The organism is Pectobacterium araliae, assembly GCF_037076465.1.
Classification (GTDB): Bacteria; Pseudomonadota; Gammaproteobacteria; order Enterobacterales; family Enterobacteriaceae; genus Pectobacterium; species Pectobacterium araliae.
Map to the genome: position 1 here is coordinate 1,796,731 of NZ_AP028908.1, position 22,122 is coordinate 1,818,852.

Below are 22,122 nucleotides of genomic sequence, written 5' to 3' on the forward strand. Positions count from 1 at the left end.
ATTTACTCATCGCATTAAATAAAACACGTCCTTATACATACCGCGAATGAAATGTTTTTATTGGCCGTGATGCAACTGATGCGCCGCGCGATAAATTGAGTACCAGATCAATTTCACATATTGATAATAAATTACAAAATCAGACCGTAGTTGCTGGAAAATATTTATAGAGGGCCGATATGCCGACATCATCGATAATTGCCAACTGACATCTGCTATGCTTGTTCTCCAGCAATTTGCCAATCATATCCCTATCGTCCAGTGTGAGTACGCGTGGCCTTCAACCCCGCTAATTACACGTATTTCCCCGCATGGGAGAAAGACAGCATTCCTGTCATTGACTAAAAAGCGGCGGGATAGCAATTTCCTCTGTGCCAGAGTCACCAGAACCCCACCAAACATGTTATTTTCATTGATAAGTTCTTTACTGTCTCGCCGCAAATGAGAGGCCAGAATGGATTACACCAAAATTATCAAAGAAGTTGGGCGCGGGAAAAATCATGCGCGTGATATCGATCAGGCAACGGCTTATGAACTGTATAGCGCCATGTTGCGTGGTGATGTACCGGATTTGGAGCTCGGTGGGCTGTTGATTGCATTTCGCATCAAAGGAGAGTCCGAATCTGAGATGTTGGGTTTTTATCAGGCGATGAACGAGCATGTGCTACGTCTGAATCCGCCTGCGAGCTTTCCCATGCCTATCGTTGTCCCTAGCTATAACGGGGCGCGGAAGCAGGCAAACCTGACGCCGTTGTTGGTGCTACTGTTAGCAAAACTGGGTTTTCCGGTCGTGGTTCACGGCGTCAGCGAGGATCCGACTCGTGTTACCAGCGCGGAGATTTTACGTAATCTCGGCGTGACGATTGCGGAGAACGCTGGGCAGGCTCAGCAGGAACTTGATAACGGCAGTCCGGTATTTATTCCTGTCTCTGTGCTGTGCCCTGCCATCGATCGTCAGCTACAGTTACGCTGGCGTATGGGGGTACGTAACAGCAGCCACACGCTAGCCAAGGTGGCGACGCCATTTGGTGAAAGCGAGGCGCTACGCGTCGCCAGCGTGTCCCACCCTGAATATGTTTCCCGTGTGGGAACATTTTTTAACGACATCAATGGGCGCGCGCTTCTGATGCACGGCACGGAAGGGGAGGTTTATGCCAACCCGCAGCGTTGCCCGGAAATTCATTTTATCCGTCAGCAAAATACCAAAGTGCTACAACTTCGTCAGGAGATCAGCGTCGCGCCTGCTGCTCTGCCTATTGCTAAGGATGCTGCAACCACGGCGCGCTGGACACTACAGTGCCTGACGGGAGAAATTGCCATCCCGCAGGCGATTCGCCTGCAACTGGCGTGCTGTCTGGTTGCGGCTGGCGAAGCGGCGACCATGGAACAAGCTGTCGCAACGATTAATAAACGCCTTGGTTGATCGGTTTGCCGAGGCGGAATCAGGCGCGGATTACCGCGCCACTTCACACAGCCAGACGGCTGTCATTTGAAGAGAAGGAATAGCATGCAACAAGTAGCGGACTATTTTAATGCATTGAATCGTGACTATCTCGCGGTCCATCAGACGAAAGAAGAGCTGTTTTGGCAACTGTATATGGGAACGGGTAACGATGAAGTGTCTGAGCGTTTCTCCACCGCAGAGAGTGCGTATAAGCGCTTTATTTCACAACCGCAGCGTCTGGCTGAGCTGAGAGCCCATATTGCAACACTGGAAAGCAGCCCGCGTGATGAACAACAGGCTCTGTTACATGGTTTGCACGGCTGGTATCGGTTTTTTGACTGTAATGTGATTGAGGATCCGCAGGCTCAGGCGTTAATGGACGAGATTATTGCGGCAGAAAGCGCGCTATACGCCAAGCGTAAATCTTATGAGATGACGCATCTGGATGCCAAGGGAGAACGTGTTTCCGCTTCGCTCGGAGAACTGCTGACCAATCAGGCAACCAATGATACGGAAGCCTATCGTCACAGCTCTCAGCAGGCACTGCGCGATCTCGAGCAGTGGTTGTTGCAGAACGGTTTTCCTGAGCTGATTTCACTGCGTAACCGCTTTGCCCGTCAAATGGGCTATCGGAACTATTTTGACTATAAGGTCAACAAGACGGAGCGAATGACGCCGGAGCAGCTTTTTGCCATTCTCGATCCTTTCGAAGAGCAGACCCGTGAAGCAAATGCTCGTAGCCTAAAAAATCTGGCTGATGAAAAGGGTGAAGACGCGCTGCAACCGTGGAATATTCGCTATGCCAGTGCGGGGGATGTGACGCGCCAGCTCGATCCTTATTTCCCATTCTCTGCATCGCTGGAACGTTGGGTCAACAGCTTTAAGCGTTTACGTATCGGGTTTAACGGTGCAGAAATGCAGCTCGATTTATTGGTGCGCAAAGGCAAATATGAGAACGGCTTTATGCACGGCCCAGTGCCGCCGTTTGTACAGGAAGGGAAATGGCTGCCGGCTCGGATTAATTTCACCAGTTTGGCAAAACCCGATCAAATTGGCAGCGGATCTAGCGGCATTAATACGCTGTTCCATGAAGGCGGGCATGCCGCACATTTTGCCAATATTAAGCAGAATGCCCCCTGTTTTTCTCAGGAGTTTCCACCAACGTCGATGGCCTACGCTGAAACACAGTCCATGTTCTGTGACAGCCTGCTGGGTGATGCCGACTGGCTAAAACGCTATGCAAAGAATGCACAGGGAGAGACGATTCCTGATGAATTGATCCGTGCGGATATCAGCACGCAGCAGCCGATGCGCGCTTTCAATGAGCGACACATTCTGTTGGTGCCGTATTTTGAGTGGCAACTCTATTCTTGGGATGATGAGGCGCGCACGCCAGAGGCGATGACCAAACTGGCGCGTGATACCGAGCAGCGAATTCTTGGCACCAGCGGTAGCCCCCGTCCGACGTTGGCGATTCCACATTTGTTGTCTATGGAATCCGCGTGCTCTTATCAGGGATATCTGCTGGCGCTGATGGCGGTGGAGCAGACGCGGAACTACTTCCTGCAACGCGATGGCTATTTGACAGATAATCCCGCTATCGGGCCGGATTTGGCGCGGCACTATTGGTTACCGGGTAATAGCGTGAGTCATGACGATACGCTGCGTAGTTTGACGGGTGAGGGGTTCAATCCGGCCTATCTCGCGCAGGCCTGCAATCTGACGGTAGAGGAAGCCTGGCAACAAGCGCAGGGTACGATGGTGCAGGCTGCTGCACGCCCTCAGCCTGCTGCGGATTTCGATCTGTCAGCCCACATTCGTGTGGTCGATGGTCGCCGCGTGCTGGCGGATAATGCTCAGGGTGATGAGAAGATGTGTCAGGATTTTGCGACGTTTATTGAACGGGAGTATCCGCGTTCGCAGGTATAAGGCTGAAAAGAAGCAAGGGGGCGAAAGCCCCCTTTGTTGATCAAGATACGTGTTGTAGGAACTCGCGCAGGCGGTCGCTGGGTGGATTCGTAATCAGCGTTTCTGGGTCGCCATCTTCCGCGATGCGGCCTTTATCAATAAAGATCAGTCGTGAAGCCACTTTATGGGCAAAGCCTACTTCGTGGGTGACGATCACCATCGTCATGCCTTCCTCTGCCAGATCTTTCATGACGGTCAGCACTTCATGACGCAGTTCTGGATCGAGTGCAGACGTTGGCTCATCGAACAGCATCAGTTTCGGTTTGACCGCCAAGGCACGGGCGATTGCCACACGCTGCTGCTGGCCACCAGAAAGCTCAGAAGGGTAGTGATGCGCGCGTTCTGACAGACCGACTTTCGCCAGCAATTCCAGCGCCAATTTCTCTGCTTCTGCTTTACTCGCGCCGCGCACACGAATCGGGCCGAACGCGACGTTTTCCAACGCGGTAAGGTGTGGGAACAGATAAAACTGCTGGAACACCATCCCCGCTTCCTGACGGATTAAGCGCTCATCAACGCGTGGATCGTTCACTTTGAGGCCGTCAACAATCAATTCACCGCTGGTAATTTCTTCCAGCTTATTGATGCAGCGCAGCAGCGTGGATTTACCCGAACCTGAAGGCCCGATGATGACTACAACCTCACCCTGACCGATGGTGAGATCGATATCGTGTAAGACTTGCGTTTTGCCAAAGTGTTTGGATACGTTTTTAAATTCAATCATATAATCTTAAGTCTTCTTTCCAGACGACGCAGAATAAAGCTGAGGACCAGCGTGATGCACAGGTAAATAATGGCAACCGCAGTCCAGATTTCCAGCGCGCGGAAATTGCCCGCAATGATTTCCTGGCCTGAACGCGTGAGTTCAGCCACGCCGATAACAATAAACAGTGACGTGTCTTTAATGCTGATAATCCACTGATTGCCCAGCGGTGGCAGCATGCGGCGCAGTGCGAGTGGGGCAATGACATGCCGTAACGTCGCACGGCGAGATAGCCCAAGCGCCAGACCCGCTTCACGGAAGCCATTATGGATTGACAATACTGAACCGCGAGTAATTTCTGCGATATACGCACCGGAGTTAATCATGATGGTCACTACGGCGGCGGCGAAAGGGTCGATCCGCACGGACGTGAAAATCATCGGTAAGGCGAAGTAAATAAACATCACCTGCACAACAATCGGGGTACCGCGGATTATTTCAATAAAAACGAGCGAAATGCGGCTGGAAAACCAGCCGCCGTAGGCGCGGGCAAAACCCGCGACCACGCCAATCACCAGGCCGCCAAGCAGACCCAGAACAGAAATCAACAACGTCATTTTTGCCCCTTCCATCAGGAGGGGCAGAGAAGGCCAAATGGCACTCCAGTCAAACTGCATGGAATATCTCCAGATTAAATCGGCAATTACTTAGGTTCTACGCCAAACCACTTCTTGTAGATCTCAGCATAAGTGCCGTTTTCACGCAGTGTTTTCAGGGCGCCATTCACTTTTTCACGCAGTTCGTTGCTGCCTTTCGGGAACGCGATGCCGTATTGCTGGGCTTTAATAGAATCACCTACTGCTTTAAATTGGCCATTGCCTGCGGTTTTGATGAAGTAAAGGATATTTGGCGTATCGTGCAGAACGGCGTCAGCACGGTTGGTGCCCAACTCCATATAGGCGTTGTCGATGTTAGGGAACTGACGTAGATCTTTGGTTTTGATATTGGCTTTTGCGTAATCAACGGAACCTGTGCCGCTCTTCACCGCAACCACTTTACCGGCCAAGTCCTGCTCACCTTTGATATCGTTGTTGTCTGCTTTAACCATCACCAACAGGCCGCTATTGTAATAACCGTCAGAGAAATCGATTGCTTTTTGACGCTCTTCGGTAATGGTAATGCCTGCGAGCGCCAGATCGATGTTACGCGTTTGCAGGGCTGGGATAATACCGCCGAAGTCCATTGGCTTCAGGGCGTACTTCAGGTTGAGCTGTTTAGCGATAGCATCCCAGAGGTCAATGTCAAAACCGACGTATTTGTCGCCTTGTTTGAATTCAAAAGGGACGAAAGCGGTGTCGGTTGCGACAATCAATTCTTTCTCAGCGGCATAGCTGGATACGCTCATCATCAGCGTCAATGCAGCCAAAGAGGCCTTAAGTAGTGATTTCATCAAATCCTTCCTATTAGCAGTTGTGGGAGCTTTTTGTTTTACAGGCGTTTTAAGCGTAGTACGAAAGTGACACTCATTAGAACATTAGGTCAATTATCATGCGTTGTGCTTAACCTGTTGTTTTTATTTTATTACCTTGCTGGCGGTGAAATTTTCATCTCCGATTCGCTTGGGCAAGGCGCTGTTATGATTAACTGATTTATAGGAGGGAAACAACCGTTGATTGGCGTTATGGTCAATTAATGGAGGCAAAAGCTAATTTTTTGAGCGTCTTAACGGATAAGATGCGTAGTTTGTGCGGATTACATGAAGAAAGAAGGCGCTTGAGTGGATTGAGCAAACAGTAAAAAGGCTGCCTGAGCAGCCTTGAGAGCATTAGCGCAAATTATTCAATGTTTGATTCAATGAACCACAGGAACTGATCCAGATCGCGTGATGCCGCGGTCAGAATGTCCGCAGAGGCCTCATCTTCCGTTTTACCAATAGCACGGCGAACATTGTTCGCGACAATGGCATAACGCTCGGCCAGCGCTTTTAGATGATCCTGAACGCTATGGATGGCCGTCGGATAGCTTTTCAGCGACGTTTGTTTACCGACAATTTGCACGGTACCTAACGCGACCCCGCCTATCTGCACGACGCGTTCGGCGATGGTATCCTGATGATCAATAATTGAGGTGCGGAAGCCGTCCAGCATTTCATGAACAGCGATAAAGTTTGCACCGCGCATGTTCCAGTGAGCCTGTTTGGTAATCAACGACAGGTCGATAAAATCAACAACCAGTTGGTTTAACAGTGCGATCGTCGAGGTCTTAACGCTGTCGTCCAAATCATTGCGAGTGTAAAGCAGTTCGGACGGTGCTGATTTCACGAGTTTGGCGGTAGACATAATATTATCCTCTAGTTATTTAGTGTATGACCTTACTGTTCAATATGATTAATTATAGCAGCGATAAAAATTAATATTGAAAAGAATTCCCTATCAAATGAATAGCTATAACATAACGATATCATGATTATTTGTAGACAGGATTTATTTGATATCAATAATGTGAAAATGGTGATGTGATGGAAATGTTTTATATTATCCCTGATACATAATTTCACATATTGATAAATATCATTACTGCTTAAGTGAAAATAGTTATTATTCTCTGGTTTTTGCTTAAGGCATATTATTTGTTATTACAGGGCGTTATGAAGAATGAGAATCAATGTCATTGGCACCAGCGGAAGTGGAAAATCTACGCTTGCCCGCCGTTTGTCTGGAAAGTTGGATGCGCCCTACGTTGAAATGGATACGTTATTTTGGCTGAGAGACTGGCAAGGAAGAACGGATGCCGACTTCTTTCAACGACTTGAAAATGCACTGGAACCAGACTGTTGGGTGCTGGATGGCAACTATAACCGAACGCGAGATATTAAATGGCGCAATGTTGATGTCGTGATTTGGGTCGATTACTGTTTTACCCGCACGCTTTTTCAAACGGTGCGGCGCGCCTATCTTCGGGCATGGCGTAAAGAGGAACTCTGGAGCGGAACGGGCAATAAAGAGTCCTTTATTCGCAGTTTCTTTAGCCGAGAGTCGATTATCCTCTGGACAATAAAAACCTATTCAAGCAACCGGAAACGGTATCTGGCGGATTTAGCCGACCCTCGCTATCGCCATATCCGCTTTATTATCCTGCGCTCACCTCAGGAATGTGAGACTTTTCTGCAACATTTTCCCGAGGAAATACGTACGCATTCTATTTAATTAAGCCTTCTTTTCTTTCCGTACCTCTGCTGATTTTACCGTCAACGTTGCGCCTAGTGATGCGGTAATAATAAATATCAGCGCTACCCACTGTATAAATGAGAGGTGCTCGCCGAGGAAGAGTATTCCAGATAAGGCGGCAATAGCGGGTTCCATACTCATTAGCGTGCTGAACGTTCTGGCGGGTAGGCGCGTTAACGCCACCATTTCCAGAGAATAGGGCAGCGCAGTGGACAGGACAGCAACGGCAATGCCGAGCGGGAGTATCGTGAGCGAAAATAGTGTGCTTTCGGCGTAATATGCCCCGATAGGGCAGAAGATCAATGCGGCAATACAGGAGCCAATAGCGACAGTTCCTGGCCCGTGATTTGCCCCTGCTTTTTGCCCAAATAGAATATAGAACGCCCAGCAGGCGCCTGCTCCGATGGCGTAGGCGGCACCCGTTAAATCAACATTTCCGATATTGTGGCCCAGCGGTAATAAAAACCACAGTCCAGCAACGGCAAGACAGACCCATAGAAAGTCAATCGGCCGGCGTGAGGCTAACATAGCAACGGCAAGCGGGCCGGTGAATTCCAGTGCGACAGCAATCCCAAGCGGCACCGTCTGTAACGAGAGATAGAATAGAAAATTCATCCCGCCCAGCATAACGCCATAAATCAACAGCGGTAGACGGTTACTGCTGAAGCGCATACGCCACGGTTTGAAAATGATGCACAGAATGATTGTCCCAATTCCCAGGCGTAACGCTGTGACGCCAGTGGCACCGATGAGCGGAAACAAATTTTTGGCCAGTGCAGCTCCGCTTTGGATCGACAGCATAGAGATAATGATGAGCAATACGGGGATGAATGATGACGAACGGTGGGAAAATAAGGTCATTCTTTTGGCCTTAAAAACAGGTATAACAATCTGTTGCTATCATATCCAATTGTAAACAATTTGTCTGGTATGAATTGACTTTTATTGACCTTTATTTACGCATCATTTAACTAGGATGTTTTCATTCAATACAATTAGCATACAAACTGAGCGGGAAATTCAGAATTTTCTGTTTTGCTGCCCTGTGGTGAATTTATTTTTAATCTGGCTGTCACAATGAAAAGTTCAATATTATTAGTATGATAACCTCTATTTGACAATATTTGTTACATCTAAAACCTAATTGATAAATATTTATAGGGCGGCAAGTACCGAACTTCTTTGTTATATTTACTGCGTTAGTTAGTCTTTCATAAAATGAATTTGAGGCTGTAAATATGAAAAAAATCGCGTGTCTTTCCGCTCTGGCTTGTGTATTAGCCGTTGGCGCAGGTTCTGCATTTGCTGGTCAAAGCACTGTAACTGCCGGTTATGCTCAAGGTGATGCTCAGGGCGTACAAAATAAAGTTAAAGGTTTTAACCTGAAATATCGTTATGAGCAAGATAATAACCCACTGGGCGTTATTAGCTCATTCACTTACCTGGAAAAAAATGGTAGTGATGACGGTTTCTACAACAAAGGCCAATACTTGGGCTTCACTGCGGGCCCTGCTTACCGTCTGAATGACTGGGCAAGCCTGTACGGCGTTATCGGTTTCAGCCATGGTAAAGTAACAAGCAACAACACCAATGGTCAGGATAATGCTAGCAATGACGATTACGGCTTCACCTACGGTGCTGGTGTTCAGTTCAACCCAATCCAAGACGTTGCTCTGGATGTCGGTTACGAACAAAGCCGTATCCGCAGTGTTGACGTTGGTGCCTGGGCTGTTGGCGTAGGTTACCGTTTCTAATCTGACTCTGTAGGGTTTTTACCCTCAGCGTTGGTGTTAGCTGTGTCAGAAAAATCCGCTCTTTTCAGGGCGGATTTTTTTATGATTTTTTATCTAAATCCGTGCGCGTTTTGTCAGTAGTTTCCCAACCGATCACTATTCACTTGCCCTTGACCAGTTCGATCACATGCGTGTTAATCTGCTATAAGATTTTATCTTGACGTTAAGATTCTTTGTGTGAAGATAATGATCATTAGTCAGCAGTGACTTGTTCAAGCTATTGAGGTTATACATGGTGGTGACATCAACGGCCCGCACGCGGGCTTTTCTTTTCTTCACAATTATCCTGCTGGGGTTGAATTTACGCCCTGTTCTGGCGGGGATTGGTCCGTTGCTGAATCAGATTCAGGCTGCAACAGGTCTGGATGACAGCATAGCTGGGATGTTAACTACGCTCCCGGTTTTCGCTATGGGGTGGTGCGCGTTATATGGCGGGCAATTACAAGCGCGTCTCGGCGAGTATCGCGGGATCACGCTGGGTATCGTGGTTATTGCCTTCGCGTGTAGCGCACGCTGGTGGCTGAATAGCGGTATCGCTCTGCTGGTTAGCGCGGCGTTTGCCGGGATCGGGATTGCCTTGATTCAGGCGCTGGTGCCGTCGTTTATCAAATTCCATTTCGGTCGTCATAGCAGCCTTCTTATGGGGTTTTATACCACGGCAATTATGACCGGTGCAGCATTTGCGGCTTCATCGGTTTCTCCGCTGGCAAATGCGTGGGGCTGGCAAAGTGCGTTGGCTTGCTGGGGAATTGTGGCGCTGGTCGCGACGGTAGTCTGGCAATGTATTCCCAAAGCGTATACCGCGAAGCAGAATGCTGCGAGTGCTTTGGTCACGCACCGAAGCGGAATGGACTGGTTGCTGATGGTATTTTTCGGCATTGGGACGGGGGCGTATACTCTGGTGCTGGCATGGCTGCCGCCGTATTACATGCAACTGGGGGTAAATGCGACGCAAAGCGGCCTGATGCTAGGCGGGTTAACGATGACGGAAGTGATTTCCGGTCTGCTGGTCTCAACGTTCATTAACCGTTTTCCCGATCGACGTAAGCTACTGCTTCCTATTCTTATCGTCATGCTGGTGGGAATGATTGGACTGATTGTCGCCCCGCTGACGTTCACGTATCCCATCATTATCATGCTGGGGATTGGTATTGGCGCGTTGTTCCCGTTGTCACTCATCGTGGCATTGGATCAGGTGACGGAACCGCATAAAACCGGTTCATTGATGGGTTTTGTGCAGGGCGGTGGCTATATTCTCGCCAGTTTAATGCCGCTGCTCGCCGGGTTTATACGTCAGCATACGGCGGGTCTGGAGCAAGCCTGGATGATTATGACGGTTGGTGTGGTCATATTGATTATCATGGCGACCCGTTTTGCTCCGCTTAAAAACCCGAGTCGCTAAGTACGTTACTTTGTTGCAAGCGAGCGGATTCTACCGCTCGCTGTCATGAATCTGCCGGAGAGCGATAACGCCACAGCCAACGCCCACTCATCAGTCTATGGTAATAGAAGAACCCGCGTACAATCCAGTCAAAGAACATGCCCATCCACACGCCGATCACGCCGAAGCCGAGCATCACGCCGAGTATGTATCCTGCGATGACTCGACATCCCCACATGCCGGCCATCGCTACCCACATGGTATAGCTGGCATCTTTTGCGCCTTTTAGCCCAGCGGGTAATACCCACGATGCCGCCCAGATTGGCATAAATAGTGCGTTGAGCCACAGGAGGTGTTTTGCTACGTCGATCACTTCTGGCTCATTGGTATAAAACGACGCCAAAAAGCTGGCGCTGGGAACCGACAGTACGGCAAGAGCACACAGTCCAATGTTGGATAGCCAGAAAATGTGTTTTAGCTGGCGGGTAGACTGCATGATCTGGCCTTTCCCTAGCCGTGTTCCAACGATAATCGTGGCGGCTGCGCCGAGAGAATTACCGGGTAGGTTAATCAGTGTTGAAATGGAGAATGCAATAAAGTTTCCAGCAATCACCTCGGTTCCCATACCTGCCACAAAACGCTGTGTGATCAGTTTACCGATGTTAAACATCACTGATTCAATGCTGGCGGGAATCCCGATACTGAGCACTTCATAGAGAATCGACACAGTAAAAGGGGCAAAATAAGATCTGAAGGGAATGCGCAGCGCACCGTTAAAGCCGTGCATCAGTGTCAGGATCACAAGTATCGCCCCAATATAGCGTGAAATGGTAATGCCGATGCCTGCACCGATAAAACCGAGCCCGTCCCAGGAAAATGCTCCATAAATCAGCAAGCTACTAATGGCAATGTTGAGAATGTTCATCCCAATATTAATGACCATGGGCAACTTGGTATTGCCTGCGCCCCGCAGTGCGCCACAGCCGACTAACGCAATTGCGACAGCAGGATATCCCCACACTGTCCAGCGAAGGAACGTGAGAGCAAGTGCTTTAACCTGTTCATCGGCCTGACCTGCAATGAGATCGATAATTGTGGAGCCGGCGAATTCAACCAGCGCGACCAACAGAAATGATGAAAGAACCAGTAATGACATCGACTGGCGAGCGGCAGATCGCGCCTGCTTTCTATTGCGCTGCCCCAGGCTGAAAGCGACAACAACGGCGGTACCCAATGCGACCGCAGTGAAGAATGCAACGATGACCATGTTGAAGCTATCGGCCAGACCGACGGCTGCCATGGCTTCTTTCCCTAGCCAACTGACCAGGAAGGTGCTGAAAACCCCCATCAACACGACGCAGAGACCTTCAATAAAGATGGGGAAGGCGAGCGGTGAAATTTCTCTCCAGAAGAGCACGCGGTTGGAGTAACGTTTTTTATACCAGTCTGTATCTTTTAATTTTTTCATGAAACGGTCTTGGATATATCTCAAGTTTCCCAGTCAGCAAAGTAAACAAAGCCATAAAATGGCTCGCAAATAGCCTCATTTTTGCACGGCATACTGCTCTATTTTGTGCGCTCGCGGCGGCGTGGCCGTTTTTAAAATAGCGTTCTTATTTACAGAGTATCAGCCGCCAAATTGATGTCCAGCCCGATTGCTTTCCCGGCATGGAAAGTTGTTGCATACGTACACTATTTAATTTAGATTTTAATTTATTAGATTATCCTAAACTATTGGTGGTGCGTATACCCTCAGCGATATCACCTTTCTTGCTGGCTGAACACTGCGTTGAGTGATGCATTATGACGGGTTTCAACAGATCAAAAGAGGATCACGATCATGTCAACACCACTTGCCATTTCACCCACACTGGCTCACCAACTCGTCGATGAAGGCGCGATACTCATCGATATTCGCCAGCCGGAAGAGTACGCCCGCGAGCACATCGTACAGGCGAGGTTGCACCCGTTGAATCCCGCTGCTGGGTATGCGCTTCCAGGAGAGGATAGGGAAGGGAAAACGATAATTTTCCATTGTTTGTCTGGTATGCGTTCAGCACAGAATGCTGAGATTCTGATGCAGTCGGCGTTTCCGGCAAGGGTTTTTGTACTTGATGGTGGAATGACTGCTTGGAAAAAAGCAGGGTTTCCGACAAAAATCAATAATAAACAACCCATTGACGTTATGCGACAGGTTCAAATCGCCGCTGGGATCCTTATCCTGAGTGGTGTATTACTGGGATTCAGCGTCAACAGCGTTTTCTTTCTACTCTCTGGATTTGTGGGGGCGGGGTTGCTGTTTGCAGGGGTTACAGGCTTTTGTGGTATGGCAAAGCTACTAATAAAAATGCCGTGGAACCGTAGTATCAAGCGCTGATTTCCCGGGGTGACTTGCTGGAATAGTAAGCGGAGTGTTAACCCACAACGTTAAAGAATGGGGGCTGTAATATGGACATGAAGAACATTCCGTTTGGTACGACTGATTGGTCACAAATAGAGCCCACTGAGCATAAGGGAGAGTTGGGGATCGCGTATTGGCGGACACAGCGCTTTGATAATATCCGCGTCCGTATTGTTGAATACACGCCCGGCTATCTGGCCGATCACTGGTGCTCAAAAGGGCATATCCTGCTGTGCCTTGAAGGTGAACTGCATACGGAATTAGATGATGGCCGTGTTTTTGTTCTCAAACCTGGGATGAGCTATCAAGTAGCGGATAATGCGGAAGCGCATCGCTCCTACACCGAGACGGGCGCTAAGCTGTTCGTTGTGGATTAATATGAGGGGCCAACTTTGGGGCGCGGAGATTAGCCCTTGAACCTGGTCACTGTAGGCAAGGAAAGTGGTGTGGCTGGCGATGAGCCGTTTTATTATCGAGTTCGGTGACCGCCTGGACGGTCACTTCTGAGAAAAGGCATTTACACAGAATCATGTACAAGGCCGCATCTTGAGCCGATTATCGTTCATGCGATAGGGCCTGATTGCGCTTGCGAAGTTCGGTATTTCAATGAGGCCCTGGAACCAGTCAACAATGCCGAAATTCTGTTTATAAATGACACAGAATTTCGGCACAACGTCAGTTTCAATTTTTCACATTTTGAGCTGTTTCACCGTGGCATCCACATCTATCTCATCTTCCGAGAAGATTAACGTCGTTCCCTGGAAGGTGGTGATCGCCAATTTTTTCAGTGAGCGCATTTCACCAGGTTTAGCGCTTGATTTCGGTCTGATACTATTCATCAGCACTCCCACAGACAGCACCATATTGTCTTTATCAATATGGGTATCGGCAGGCACTTCTTCGCTGTAAACCACGAAAGACTTGAGCGAGGTGAGCTTTAAACGCTCGCCCGCGATATAGATGTATTGACTTTCCGGCGCAACTTTCACCGCATACGCTGATAGGCCTTTGTTATTCGTGGTGGGTTCAAAGGTTACCGCCGCATCTTTCTTAATCAGATCAGGATTGGCGACTTTAATCACATGAAAATAACGGTTTTCGCCGTTTTCATCTTTGATAAATCCAAAACCTTTATCTTTAAACCAGGTTGTGATCGTTCCGTTCATCGCCGTTACCGCCTACTTAATCGTTTATCTACTCAGTTTTTGCAACGCGCAGTGTAAAACACATTGCCGGCGCAGACTACGCCTTTGATTTAAGTCTGGACGATAAATTTCTGATATGCGAGGGGAGTGGTGATGATATAAGCGATGGGGAGTAACATGCTGCGTTCAACTGTGGGAGAAACGCTAACGATTTTGTCAACTCTCAGAGATAACATGGTGCTTTCATTGGCTGACGGAACATAAAATTTGAATGAAAAGCCCTGAAGGACCTTTCATTCATCAGTATTTTTAAGACGTTAATTACCACATTAAATCATCGGGTACTTTAAAATCGGCATACGGATCTTCTTCGTCTTGCTCCTCCTGACTAAGCGCACTATTTAATACAATGCTGTCCGCATCTCGTTGCATAATTTTATCGGCTACAATTGCAGGGATAATCGCGTATTCATTTTCATCGCTGTTATCGAGAACCAAACGTGCGATGGCGAGACGGCCGCTAATCAACTGAGCTTGAGTCAGCTTATCGACATCTATTTTTTTAATTAAATTATTATCTGTGAAATTAAAAGCAATATTGCCTTTTGAAATGATGATTCTATTCATTTCAATGAGCTGCTTCACCTGAGCTTTATATTCTTTGGATAGCGTCGCTTGTTTTTGTTGTTCGCTTAGCAGTTTATCACGCTCAAGTTGTGCTTTTTTATTTTCTTCTACAGCCTCTCTTGCCTCACGAGCCTGAACTCGTGATTTTTTAGCCGTTCTTTGGACTTTGGCCATTTTTTTGCTGGTGACTAATCCAGCTTTTAGCATCTGCTCTTGTAAGGTGAGTTTTGTCATTTTCGTTTCTAAACCAGTTGAATAATGTGTGGGATTATACCTGTAATTTTTAAGGCTGTACCAGATGGCAGGAACTAATGACTGCGTTGCTTGAGTTTGCCGGGGGCTATCAGCGGCTGACGTGAGCTGACTTCAGGATTGGATACAACATTCTGTTTTAGGCACTATCCGTCCGTGAGCCGTGCCAGGACTTTTGGGCGCTATAGACAAGATGCGATCATAACATCGCTATGTTGTATCTTTTCAACACTACTCATTACCCCATTGATTCAGAAACATCGCTATCTCATCAATACGTCGCTCGTCTATACCTGCTTCGGTGGCCATCTCTTTCTGAGCATCTTCGCTGATTTCTTCGTTATTCATTAAGCGGGTGAGCAGCAACTGGAAATAGTGTGCCAACGATCCACGTTCTGGCTCGCTCACTGGATTTGCAGATTCCGTCGAATATTCATCCGCGATGTCATAATATTTAAGTGGTATTTCATTGTTCATCAGTAGCCCTCAGGGTTAACGCCTATGTTATTTGCTGCTAGTATTATCTGGATTTAATAATATCATTCTTATTCCATTAGAGTAATTCCAGTGGCGTGAATTGCCTACTATCACCAGTCAAAGGGAAGAATGCCTAGCGGCTGTGTTCTCCATGTTTAGCGTGTATTCCTTCTCGGCAGGTTTGGCGGCTTTGATCTCGGTATTGGTCAGTGGGGTAGTTATACTACGAGAGAAATTGAATTTGTTATTCAATGTTATGATTTTTAGATAATTTGTCTTCTTGGTCTTTACTTCATAGTCCCAATCGTAGTCCCATAGAGAAAAGTCAGTTTAAAAATGGCTATCTCTCGCCCGTTGTATACGCTGGTTTTTAGCGCTGGCTGTGCTGTAAATTTAATTTAGCTTTACGACGCTCCAATACCATCATTTTTCGGGTGTGTTGCCACAGAATACCATCTAGCAACATAAACTCGCGCCACTCTGCTGTACCCAAATAAAGGGATCTGTGCATCAACTCGCCGACACGTTCAGCAAGGAGTAGGTTTCTTACTCGTAGCAATTGTAACTGCGTGAATCGCCCATCATCACCCGCCAAAGGAAAGAATGCCTGGCGGCTGCGTTCCCCATGTTTCACCGCATTGGTATTACCTATGGGAGCGCCTACACCGGTACGCTTTCCTCCCCAACCGGACGATCTTGATTGTTGGTTGTGTTTTTTGTTGTCTTTCATGGCTGAGTGGTGGTTAGTTGGTGGATGTGTGTGCACTAAAATTCAAAAAGGCGGTAGTTCACCATTTTGATGGTAAACGTCTATGCGTATGAAAGACGCGTAGAATCTGGAGCATATTATCTTTCACACGGTAGGGGATGATGTAGGGATAGTGCGTTAACACCAGTTCACGCGTTCCAGGTACACGGCCAGGTCTTCCCATTGCTGGCTGTTGCGGTAGTAATTCTGTCAACCTTTGGACTTCATCTATGAATTGGCTGGCGGCTTGTGGATCGTCCTGCGCGATATAGCGGTACTCGGCTTCCAAATTGGCCGCGGCTTTACGCAGCCATTTAATTTCCATGCCTTGCCGTACCTAATTTTTTAAAGAGATTGTTCATCTCATCTGATGAGACAAAATCACCCGCATTAGCCTCTTTTATAGCTTGCTCGATCTCTGCTATCTGCCAGGCTTCCCGCGCAAGATAGTTTTCAATGGCTTGCCCAGCCAGAAAAGAGCGGGTACGTCCTGTAGCTTTAGCCAACGCATCAAGCTGAGCGGTTGTTTCATCATTCAATCGAACGGACATGACACCCATACTGCCACCTCACTACATTGTATGTTTTGTATACATTGTAGTTACTATGGAAAGGAGAGACAAGTGGCTATCCGATGGTATTGGGATGTTGTTCCGACGTAATCGCTTGTAAGATGCGCTCTGAACACAACATGGTGAGTTGTTAGATGCTAAAATGTACCTTGATAGTATTCGATATGTCATCGACAGTTTGTTGTATATAAGGAATAGATATGACAAAAATTAGTGAAAGATGGAAGCATAATGGGATTGTAAAAGGTTATTGTAATATTTGTGGAAAACACGATCTGCTTACGAAAGATCATGTTCCACCAAAGTGTGCCATAACGTTAGAACCTGTTCTTCAGAAAACAGTTAGCGAATTTTTTCACACAAGGGAACCTGTAAAACCATTAAACGCTAAAAATGGTGCTTACTTCAGAACGATTTGTAGCCACTGTAATAATGACGTCTTAGGCGGACTTGACAAAGCAATTGAACAAGTAACGAAATCCTTTAAAGACCAGTTGAATCAATACATGATTGGAGAAAAAATATATCCATTTATTAGGGTGGCATTTGATAGCTTATCTTTCACTAAAGCTATGATTGGCCACATACTATCCGCTACATCAGTTGAAGATTGCAGAAAAGAGCCAGTAGATACTCCCTTCTATACACCTTTAAAAAATTATGTTTTAGATAAAGAATCAAGTTTTGAGGACACGCATGATATTTATTACTGGTTTTATCCGCATAGGATGCACGTATCAGCTCAAAGTATAGCATTTATGAATGAAGGACATATGGCATTCATGTGTGCTCTTCATTTTTTCCCTATTGGTTTTATGATTACAATCAAAGATGAAGGGGTTTTCCCTGCCCATTCTTCAAAATTAAGTCTTAAAGATGAGTTCCTTACATTCAGCATGACTTCTGTAAATTATGAATATACAACATTTCCCTTTGTCAATCTTAAGGGTAATCAAATGTATGCACTTAGTAATGGTCATACTTGTATAAGTTATCCAATAATAAAGTAACCGTTAATCTACGCACGAACTGCCCCGCATCGATTAATTCGCTATGATATTAGCAATGGTCCGCTTCAGGTACGAATTAGCCCATGATAAAGTCATCGTACGGCTATGAGCTGTGAGAAGCGGACTTAGGAAAAAAGTTACCGCAGAGAATTAATTTTCTAGGCTGTGTCCCTTAACTTAACAGCCGCTTCAAAAATAACCGGATCGCACCCAGTTTAAGCATACTCAGATAATTTCTCGCTGTTTTTTCTGAGCGGGTAGCGATGCGACGATTTTCTTTTAATCCCGCAAAGCAGCGCTCCACAACATTGCGTTTTTTGTACAACCGGGTATTGAGTTTTCTGCGTCTATCCTGACTGGTTTTCTCATTCCGTTTAAAAGGAATGACTGACTTTATTCCCTTAACCTTCAAATAAATACGAAGACTTTTCCCTGAGTATCCCTTATCCGCCAGTACAGCTTTTGGTCGCGATTTCAGACACCCACTTTTACGAATAACACCAACTCGGTTGAGCAGGTCTTTTGCATACTGGCTTTCGTGGGCTTGCCCACCGCTCAGACAGAAACTTAATGGCAATCCGGTGCCATCTGTCGCCAGATGGATTTTGGTGCCAAAGCCGCCGCGAGAGCGACCCAGCCCATGATCGTCGAGTTCATCGGGATGTTTTTTTTGGCTCCCGCAGCGGCTTTCAGGGCTCGAATATTACTGCCATCAAGCGCGATGACATCCCAGTCAATCAGTGCTTTTTCATCCAGAATTTGAAGTAGCTTATTGAAAAGGCAGTTCATTACTCCGGTTTTTGACCACCGGTTAAAGCGGTTGTAAATCGTTTTCCAGTGGCCATAGCGTTCGGGTAAATCTCTCCACGGTGCTCCAGAACAAAGAACCCAAAATATGCCATTCATGACATGCCTGTGCGCAAGATAAGGCCGTCCCCCTTTAGCTGAACCTCTCTCAGGTGGCGGCATGGGGGCAATCAGAAACCATGCATCATCAGGGAAATCGTAACGAGCCAAATTGAAGGACTCTTTGTGGTTAAACTATGCTTCGTATTGTACAAAAAATAGTTACGGGACACAGCCTAGTGTAGTAACTTGTTAGTACTAGTTAATTCCAAGAATACCTCGATATGAGGGGTGAATCTCCCAAATATGTTGCACATAGTCCAATGAAGGATCAGTTAACAACTCTGGGCGCTCATCGAAATCAATAAAGTGCGGTGGGCTATCGGGATTTGGTATTTCTCTAAGAAGAACAAAACCAATCCTAAATAAAAGTTGTGCGATCTGTAAGGGTCTTATGTAATTTTCGCTATCAATTTTTCCAATCCCATTGACCCCAATGCGATTTACAAATCCATTTTGTATTTTATTTAGAAGATCATCTGTGCTGTATCTTTTAGGACCCTTAGAAAATGTTTCAATCAATTTTTGTAGTTCACTGAACTGGTGAGAGTGCTCTTTATATATATCATTTACCCTAAAGCGCCCAAAATCACTCAAGATAAGATTTATATCTTGCATACCTACTTTCTTCATCCCGCGTTCAGCAGCCGCTTCGGCAGATAATCGGCATAATTGGCTCATCCATCTAAATAGCTTTCCGAAATAATAGATCACTTGGGGGGGAACTCAGTCCAAGTTGAGCGATCTGATCAATCGCTGAATATCCCAAATCACCAACCGGACTGAGTCATGCCGATCATAACACCTATCCAACCCGACGAGCGTCAATTGATGCAGAAAACCATGCAGACGACACGCGACAAGAACCATTATCGCAGGCTTGCCGCTCTACTAATGCTTGATGATGGCATCTCCGTTTCCGATGTGGCTAAACACCTTCAGGCTGCTCGTTCCACCGTCGGACGCTGGATAAACTGGTTTACCCAAAGTGGCGCCGAAGGACTGGAAAGCCGACCCGCAGGACGACCGCCGAAATGGTCGCCAGAGCCTGTATTGCCGCTGCTATCTCATCTGGTTGATTACTCGCCACAGGATGTCGGATGGCTACGCTCGCGCTGGAGTCTGGAATTGCTGACCATGGAGATAAATGGTTTTTTCAACATTAATGCCTCACGAAGTACCCTGTATCGCTGGGTTAAGATGGCCGGTCTTGTCTGGCGTCGGGCTGCCCCCACACTGAAGCTCTCCGACCCAGATTACGATGAAAAAATGACCGCTATTCAGGCCGCGCTGGCTGTCAACAGTTCGGAACATCCCGTGTTTTATCAGGATGAGGTTGATATTGCCCTCAACCCGAAAATCGGCGCTGACTGGAGCCAGAAAGGTAACCAAAAACGGATAGTGACGCCGGGCCAGAATCAGAAACATTATCTGGCTGGCGCACTGCACGCGGACACAGGAAAGGTGACCTATATAGGCGGAATAAAGAAGACATCAAAATTGTTTATAAATCTGTTGGTTAAACTGAAACGCACATACCGGCACGCCAGCATTATCACACTGATAGTAGATAACTACATCATTCATAAAAGTAAGGAAACCCAGCGCTGGCTGGCAGAGAATCCGAAGTTCAACCTGCTGTTTTTGCCGACTTACTCGCCCTGGCTGAACAGAATAGAAGGGCTCTGGCATAAGTTGCATGAAACGGTAACACGAAATCATCACTGTCATTACATGTGGCAGTTATTGCAGAACGTAGCCCAGTTCATGGAGGCTGCTTCGCCTTTCCCTGGAAATGCACCGGGAAAGGCAAGGGTGTAGCAGTATTATGAAAAGCTATTTAGGTCGCTTAGCACCTAAAATACGGATAGGAGTGAAAGGTGATACCTGAGATCCAGACCAACGGATTTTTTTCATAAATACAAGAGATATTAACTTCTCTCTATCTGTAGCCCGCTCGACACTCCAGTGCTTTGTAACATTATTTTGGCGGTGTCTATTTAAATAGGAAAGAATTTTATTGGAAATTATCTTCTCTAGTTCTGTTCTACTCCAATTAATATCAATTGCATACTGCTCACACTTATCAAGATCTTCATTATATCTAATAGTTGTCCAAACATCAGTCCTAACACTTGCTCGTATTTTCATACCTTTGACATCTCTTGCGAGTGCCCTGCAAGCCGAAAAAAAGCTAGATACCCTTGCCTTATGAATGTCATCAGCAGAAAATGTTGAATCTATATCATCTACAAACAACCAAATATCAGCATCTTCTTTCTCAGCCATATACCGCTCGAGCAAGACACTAGAATTTTTGGCTACAGGAGAGATAAGTTCTATGGGTATATTTTTGCTTTTAATTCTGCTTAATAACGCGCCAAGAAAATTTCTCCCTTTATACCCAACCAGTTCTGAAGCTTCGACTAAGGCCATCTGATCATCGGTCCAAGCAAAACCTATTTTACTTCCCAATTCATAATTGATTCGGGCTGAAAGTGCCTTTTTCCATTCGTTCTGAAGCTTAAGATGATCATGTCCCTCAAAATTACCATAGCTTAGCAAGTCAGCCCCAGTGACCGATATAACGACTGCACCAGGATCCTTCTTGGATACGTCAAATGCAAGTTTAGATAAAAGTGAAGATTTTCCCATTCCTTTCCGAGCTCTGACTATCCCAAAACTACGACTGGGAGAAAGAAATTTATCAAACTTGTCTTTAGTTATAAAGTATGATGAAAGCACTTCTGGGTCTTCATCTTCACCAGCTTCATTACCAAAAAGGTTTTCATCATAAAAATCCAAATCTATGGTGTATTCCTGCGGGTTGAACATTTCTCTCTCTCTTATGATTTTCACTCATTTAAAATTAATACTGAAGCACTTCTCTTTCAGAATTTTTTGAAATCTCTAGGACGAAGCCTGAAAACATGTACAGTTTTTCTCGGGTGGAACATAATTTCATTCATACAAGAATACTGAATTTTTAGCTTTTTACTTTAGCAGAATGTAAGGAAAAAATGATATGAATTTGGATATTTCCTATGTTCCGCTATTCTAAATAGCTTTGCATAATAGCGCTACACTTGCTGAGGGGCGCACCCCGCCAGCACTGGTCTCACACAATGAGAAGTGAAGCATCAATGCGCAAAGTTATTTAGAACCACCTGTTTTTGGGATTGTATGATACTCCGTCGTATACAGTCACAGTTAAAAGCGTATGATGTAGTAGTAAATAATAAATTTGGAATGTCGCATAAAAATTGCTGAGGTATACCATCTAATTATGAGTGTGGTAATTATACTCACCCTCATGTTTATAACTAACGATGCTTACTTGAAAATTTTTTTTGACCACGCTACTGATATAACTATTCAGTCCTTGCCCTGAGTGCGCTAGTTCTTTCATCCTAGAGGCTGTTGCAGTCCCCAGCTTATTAGCATTGTAAACGTATTTCCATCCATCTT

At 46.4% G+C, this 22,122-nt stretch carries 25 protein-coding genes; 9 read left to right on the forward strand and 16 right to left on the reverse strand.

The features are described from left to right. Positions 1–139: 139 nt before the first annotated feature. Positions 140–247: a hypothetical protein gene (locus AACH44_RS21220; protein ID WP_425606637.1), complete on the reverse strand. Its 108-nt coding sequence runs from the start codon at positions 245–247 to the stop codon at positions 140–142. A gap of 207 nt (positions 248–454) precedes the next feature. Here AACH44_RS21220 and ybiB point away from each other — a divergent pair, with 207 nt between their 5' ends. Together ybiB and AACH44_RS08130 are read left to right on the forward strand one after the other, a co-directional pair. Beyond that, a complete protein-coding gene (ybiB, locus tag AACH44_RS08125) occupies positions 455–1,423 on the forward strand; it encodes a DNA-binding protein YbiB (protein ID WP_261848581.1) in 969 nt (322 codons plus the stop codon). 84 nt (positions 1,424–1,507) lie between these two features. Beyond that, complete coding sequence (locus AACH44_RS08130; RefSeq protein WP_261848582.1) at positions 1,508–3,373, forward strand: M3 family metallopeptidase; 1,866 nt, start codon at positions 1,508–1,510, stop codon at positions 3,371–3,373. A gap of 40 nt (positions 3,374–3,413) precedes the next feature. Here AACH44_RS08130 and glnQ read toward each other — a convergent pair whose 3' ends face one another. The 4 genes from glnQ to dps all read right to left on the reverse strand — a co-directional run bounded on the left by glnQ (position 3,414) and on the right by dps (position 6,454). Then, on the reverse strand, positions 3,414–4,136 hold the full coding sequence (gene glnQ, locus AACH44_RS08135) for a glutamine ABC transporter ATP-binding protein GlnQ (RefSeq protein ID WP_005972679.1): 723 nt from the start codon (positions 4,134–4,136) through the stop codon (positions 3,414–3,416). After that, complete coding sequence (gene glnP, locus AACH44_RS08140; protein WP_107167970.1) at positions 4,133–4,792, reverse strand: glutamine ABC transporter permease GlnP; 660 nt, start codon at positions 4,790–4,792, stop codon at positions 4,133–4,135. The genes glnQ and glnP overlap by 4 nt, the downstream gene beginning before the upstream one ends. A 26-nt stretch (positions 4,793–4,818) precedes the next feature. Then, the gene (gene glnH / locus AACH44_RS08145; RefSeq protein ID WP_261848583.1) at positions 4,819–5,565 is read right to left on the reverse strand and encodes a glutamine ABC transporter substrate-binding protein GlnH; all 747 of its coding nucleotides are present in this window, start codon (positions 5,563–5,565) and stop codon (positions 4,819–4,821) included. Positions 5,566–5,950: 385 nt separating this feature from the next. Continuing rightward, entirely contained in the window at positions 5,951–6,454 is a 504-nt protein-coding gene (gene dps, locus AACH44_RS08150; protein ID WP_261848584.1) for a DNA starvation/stationary phase protection protein Dps, read from the reverse strand. Between the two features lie 315 nt (positions 6,455–6,769). Here dps and AACH44_RS08155 point away from each other — a divergent pair, with 315 nt between their 5' ends. After that, positions 6,770–7,321 (forward strand): adenylate kinase, encoded by a 552-nt coding sequence (locus AACH44_RS08155; protein ID WP_261848585.1) that lies wholly within the window; start codon positions 6,770–6,772, stop codon positions 7,319–7,321. On the opposite strand, the gene rhtA is transcribed toward AACH44_RS08155, so the two are convergent. After that, complete coding sequence (rhtA, locus tag AACH44_RS08160) at positions 7,322–8,203, reverse strand: threonine/homoserine exporter RhtA (RefSeq protein WP_261848586.1); 882 nt, start codon at positions 8,201–8,203, stop codon at positions 7,322–7,324. It abuts the gene before it with no gap. 377 nt (positions 8,204–8,580) lie between these two features. On the opposite strand from rhtA, the gene ompX reads away from it, so the two are divergent. Further along, positions 8,581–9,096 carry an outer membrane protein OmpX gene (ompX, locus tag AACH44_RS08165; protein WP_261848587.1) on the forward strand — a complete coding sequence of 172 codons (516 nt, stop codon included), beginning with the start codon at positions 8,581–8,583 and terminating at the stop codon, positions 9,094–9,096. Positions 9,097–9,367: 271 nt separating this feature from the next. Continuing rightward, a complete protein-coding gene (locus AACH44_RS08170; RefSeq protein WP_261848588.1) occupies positions 9,368–10,537 on the forward strand; it encodes an MFS transporter in 1,170 nt (389 codons plus the stop codon). A 43-nt stretch (positions 10,538–10,580) separates the two neighbouring features. Here the strand turns inward: AACH44_RS08170 and AACH44_RS08175 are convergent, their stop codons facing one another. Continuing rightward, positions 10,581–11,984 (reverse strand): EmmdR/YeeO family multidrug/toxin efflux MATE transporter, encoded by a 1,404-nt coding sequence (locus AACH44_RS08175; RefSeq protein WP_261848589.1) that lies wholly within the window; start codon positions 11,982–11,984, stop codon positions 10,581–10,583. Positions 11,985–12,356: 372 nt separating this feature from the next. Between AACH44_RS08175 and AACH44_RS08180 the strand changes: the two genes are divergently transcribed. Both AACH44_RS08180 and AACH44_RS08185 read left to right on the forward strand, forming a co-directional pair. Then, the gene (locus AACH44_RS08180) at positions 12,357–12,893 is read left to right on the forward strand and encodes a rhodanese family protein (RefSeq protein WP_261848590.1); all 537 of its coding nucleotides are present in this window, start codon (positions 12,357–12,359) and stop codon (positions 12,891–12,893) included. Between the two features lie 71 nt (positions 12,894–12,964). Further along, complete coding sequence (locus AACH44_RS08185) at positions 12,965–13,294, forward strand: DHCW motif cupin fold protein (protein WP_261848591.1); 330 nt, start codon at positions 12,965–12,967, stop codon at positions 13,292–13,294. Positions 13,295–13,606: 312 nt separating this feature from the next. Here AACH44_RS08185 and AACH44_RS08190 read toward each other — a convergent pair whose 3' ends face one another. The 6 genes from AACH44_RS08190 to relB all read right to left on the reverse strand — a co-directional run bounded on the left by AACH44_RS08190 (position 13,607) and on the right by relB (position 16,726). Beyond that, positions 13,607–14,083: a cold-shock protein gene (locus AACH44_RS08190; protein WP_261848592.1), complete on the reverse strand. Its 477-nt coding sequence runs from the start codon at positions 14,081–14,083 to the stop codon at positions 13,607–13,609. A 300-nt stretch (positions 14,084–14,383) separates the two neighbouring features. After that, positions 14,384–14,923 carry a DUF2058 domain-containing protein gene (locus tag AACH44_RS08195; protein ID WP_261848593.1) on the reverse strand — a complete coding sequence of 180 codons (540 nt, stop codon included), beginning with the start codon at positions 14,921–14,923 and terminating at the stop codon, positions 14,384–14,386. Positions 14,924–15,172: 249 nt separating this feature from the next. Further along, on the reverse strand, positions 15,173–15,418 hold the full coding sequence (locus tag AACH44_RS08200) for a YmjA family protein (RefSeq protein ID WP_261848594.1): 246 nt from the start codon (positions 15,416–15,418) through the stop codon (positions 15,173–15,175). Positions 15,419–15,788: 370 nt separating this feature from the next. After that, positions 15,789–16,148 carry a hypothetical protein gene (locus tag AACH44_RS08205; RefSeq protein WP_261848595.1) on the reverse strand — a complete coding sequence of 120 codons (360 nt, stop codon included), beginning with the start codon at positions 16,146–16,148 and terminating at the stop codon, positions 15,789–15,791. Positions 16,149–16,206: 58 nt separating this feature from the next. Further along, the gene (locus AACH44_RS08210) at positions 16,207–16,491 is read right to left on the reverse strand and encodes a type II toxin-antitoxin system RelE/ParE family toxin (protein WP_261848596.1); all 285 of its coding nucleotides are present in this window, start codon (positions 16,489–16,491) and stop codon (positions 16,207–16,209) included. After that, entirely contained in the window at positions 16,481–16,726 is a 246-nt protein-coding gene (gene relB / locus AACH44_RS08215) for a type II toxin-antitoxin system RelB family antitoxin (RefSeq protein WP_261848597.1), read from the reverse strand. The genes AACH44_RS08210 and relB overlap by 11 nt, the downstream gene beginning before the upstream one ends. 212 nt (positions 16,727–16,938) lie before the next feature. Here relB and AACH44_RS08220 point away from each other — a divergent pair, with 212 nt between their 5' ends. Next, complete coding sequence (locus AACH44_RS08220) at positions 16,939–17,748, forward strand: chaperonin (protein WP_261848598.1); 810 nt, start codon at positions 16,939–16,941, stop codon at positions 17,746–17,748. Positions 17,749–17,920: 172 nt separating this feature from the next. Here the strand turns inward: AACH44_RS08220 and AACH44_RS08225 are convergent. Beyond that, positions 17,921–18,765 (reverse strand): IS5 family transposase gene (locus AACH44_RS08225; RefSeq protein WP_338659560.1). Its coding sequence is split into 2 segments (ribosomal slippage): positions 17,921–18,423 and positions 18,423–18,765, totalling 846 coding nucleotides; the frame shifts between segments, so codons are not numbered across the junction. An 87-nt stretch (positions 18,766–18,852) separates the two neighbouring features. Continuing rightward, the gene (locus tag AACH44_RS08230; RefSeq protein ID WP_261850259.1) at positions 18,853–19,335 is read right to left on the reverse strand and encodes a hypothetical protein; all 483 of its coding nucleotides are present in this window, start codon (positions 19,333–19,335) and stop codon (positions 18,853–18,855) included. A gap of 108 nt (positions 19,336–19,443) precedes the next feature. On the opposite strand from AACH44_RS08230, the gene AACH44_RS08235 reads away from it, so the two are divergent. Next, the gene (locus AACH44_RS08235) at positions 19,444–20,475 is read left to right on the forward strand and encodes an IS630 family transposase (protein WP_338659344.1); all 1,032 of its coding nucleotides are present in this window, start codon (positions 19,444–19,446) and stop codon (positions 20,473–20,475) included. 15 nt (positions 20,476–20,490) lie between these two features. Here AACH44_RS08235 and AACH44_RS08240 read toward each other — a convergent pair whose 3' ends face one another. After that, positions 20,491–21,489, reverse strand: a complete 999-nt coding sequence (locus AACH44_RS08240) for a P-loop ATPase, Sll1717 family (protein WP_261849862.1) — start codon at positions 21,487–21,489, stop codon at positions 20,491–20,493. Between the last annotated feature and the right edge of the window lie 633 nt (positions 21,490–22,122).

Bases quoted from the DNA above. Each gene is read 5' to 3' on its own strand.
- AACH44_RS21220 (WP_425606637.1), bottom strand. From the start codon at position 247: ATGATTGGCAAATTGCTGGAGAACAAGCATAGCAGATGTCAGTTGGCA.
- ybiB (WP_261848581.1), top strand. From the start codon at position 455: ATGGATTACACCAAAATTATCAAAGAAGTTGGGCGCGGGAAAAATCAT.
- AACH44_RS08130 (WP_261848582.1), top strand. From the start codon at position 1,508: ATGCAACAAGTAGCGGACTATTTTAATGCATTGAATCGTGACTATCTC.
- glnQ (WP_005972679.1), bottom strand. From the start codon at position 4,136: ATGATTGAATTTAAAAACGTATCCAAACACTTTGGCAAAACGCAAGTC.
- glnP (WP_107167970.1), bottom strand. From the start codon at position 4,792: ATGCAGTTTGACTGGAGTGCCATTTGGCCTTCTCTGCCCCTCCTGATG.
- glnH (WP_261848583.1), bottom strand. From the start codon at position 5,565: ATGAAATCACTACTTAAGGCCTCTTTGGCTGCATTGACGCTGATGATG.
- dps (WP_261848584.1), bottom strand. From the start codon at position 6,454: ATGTCTACCGCCAAACTCGTGAAATCAGCACCGTCCGAACTGCTTTAC.
- AACH44_RS08155 (WP_261848585.1), top strand. From the start codon at position 6,770: ATGAGAATCAATGTCATTGGCACCAGCGGAAGTGGAAAATCTACGCTT.
- rhtA (WP_261848586.1), bottom strand. From the start codon at position 8,203: ATGACCTTATTTTCCCACCGTTCGTCATCATTCATCCCCGTATTGCTC.
- ompX (WP_261848587.1), top strand. From the start codon at position 8,581: ATGAAAAAAATCGCGTGTCTTTCCGCTCTGGCTTGTGTATTAGCCGTT.
- AACH44_RS08170 (WP_261848588.1), top strand. From the start codon at position 9,368: ATGGTGGTGACATCAACGGCCCGCACGCGGGCTTTTCTTTTCTTCACA.
- AACH44_RS08175 (WP_261848589.1), bottom strand. From the start codon at position 11,984: ATGAAAAAATTAAAAGATACAGACTGGTATAAAAAACGTTACTCCAAC.
- AACH44_RS08180 (WP_261848590.1), top strand. From the start codon at position 12,357: ATGTCAACACCACTTGCCATTTCACCCACACTGGCTCACCAACTCGTC.
- AACH44_RS08185 (WP_261848591.1), top strand. From the start codon at position 12,965: ATGGACATGAAGAACATTCCGTTTGGTACGACTGATTGGTCACAAATA.
- AACH44_RS08190 (WP_261848592.1), bottom strand. From the start codon at position 14,083: ATGAACGGAACGATCACAACCTGGTTTAAAGATAAAGGTTTTGGATTT.
- AACH44_RS08195 (WP_261848593.1), bottom strand. From the start codon at position 14,923: ATGACAAAACTCACCTTACAAGAGCAGATGCTAAAAGCTGGATTAGTC.
- AACH44_RS08200 (WP_261848594.1), bottom strand. From the start codon at position 15,418: ATGAACAATGAAATACCACTTAAATATTATGACATCGCGGATGAATAT.
- AACH44_RS08205 (WP_261848595.1), bottom strand. From the start codon at position 16,148: ATGAAAGACAACAAAAAACACAACCAACAATCAAGATCGTCCGGTTGG.
- AACH44_RS08210 (WP_261848596.1), bottom strand. From the start codon at position 16,491: ATGGAAATTAAATGGCTGCGTAAAGCCGCGGCCAATTTGGAAGCCGAG.
- relB (WP_261848597.1), bottom strand. From the start codon at position 16,726: ATGGGTGTCATGTCCGTTCGATTGAATGATGAAACAACCGCTCAGCTT.
- AACH44_RS08220 (WP_261848598.1), top strand. From the start codon at position 16,939: ATGACAAAAATTAGTGAAAGATGGAAGCATAATGGGATTGTAAAAGGT.
- AACH44_RS08230 (WP_261850259.1), bottom strand. From the start codon at position 19,335: ATGAGCCAATTATGCCGATTATCTGCCGAAGCGGCTGCTGAACGCGGG.
- AACH44_RS08235 (WP_338659344.1), top strand. From the start codon at position 19,444: ATGCCGATCATAACACCTATCCAACCCGACGAGCGTCAATTGATGCAG.
- AACH44_RS08240 (WP_261849862.1), bottom strand. From the start codon at position 21,489: ATGTTCAACCCGCAGGAATACACCATAGATTTGGATTTTTATGATGAA.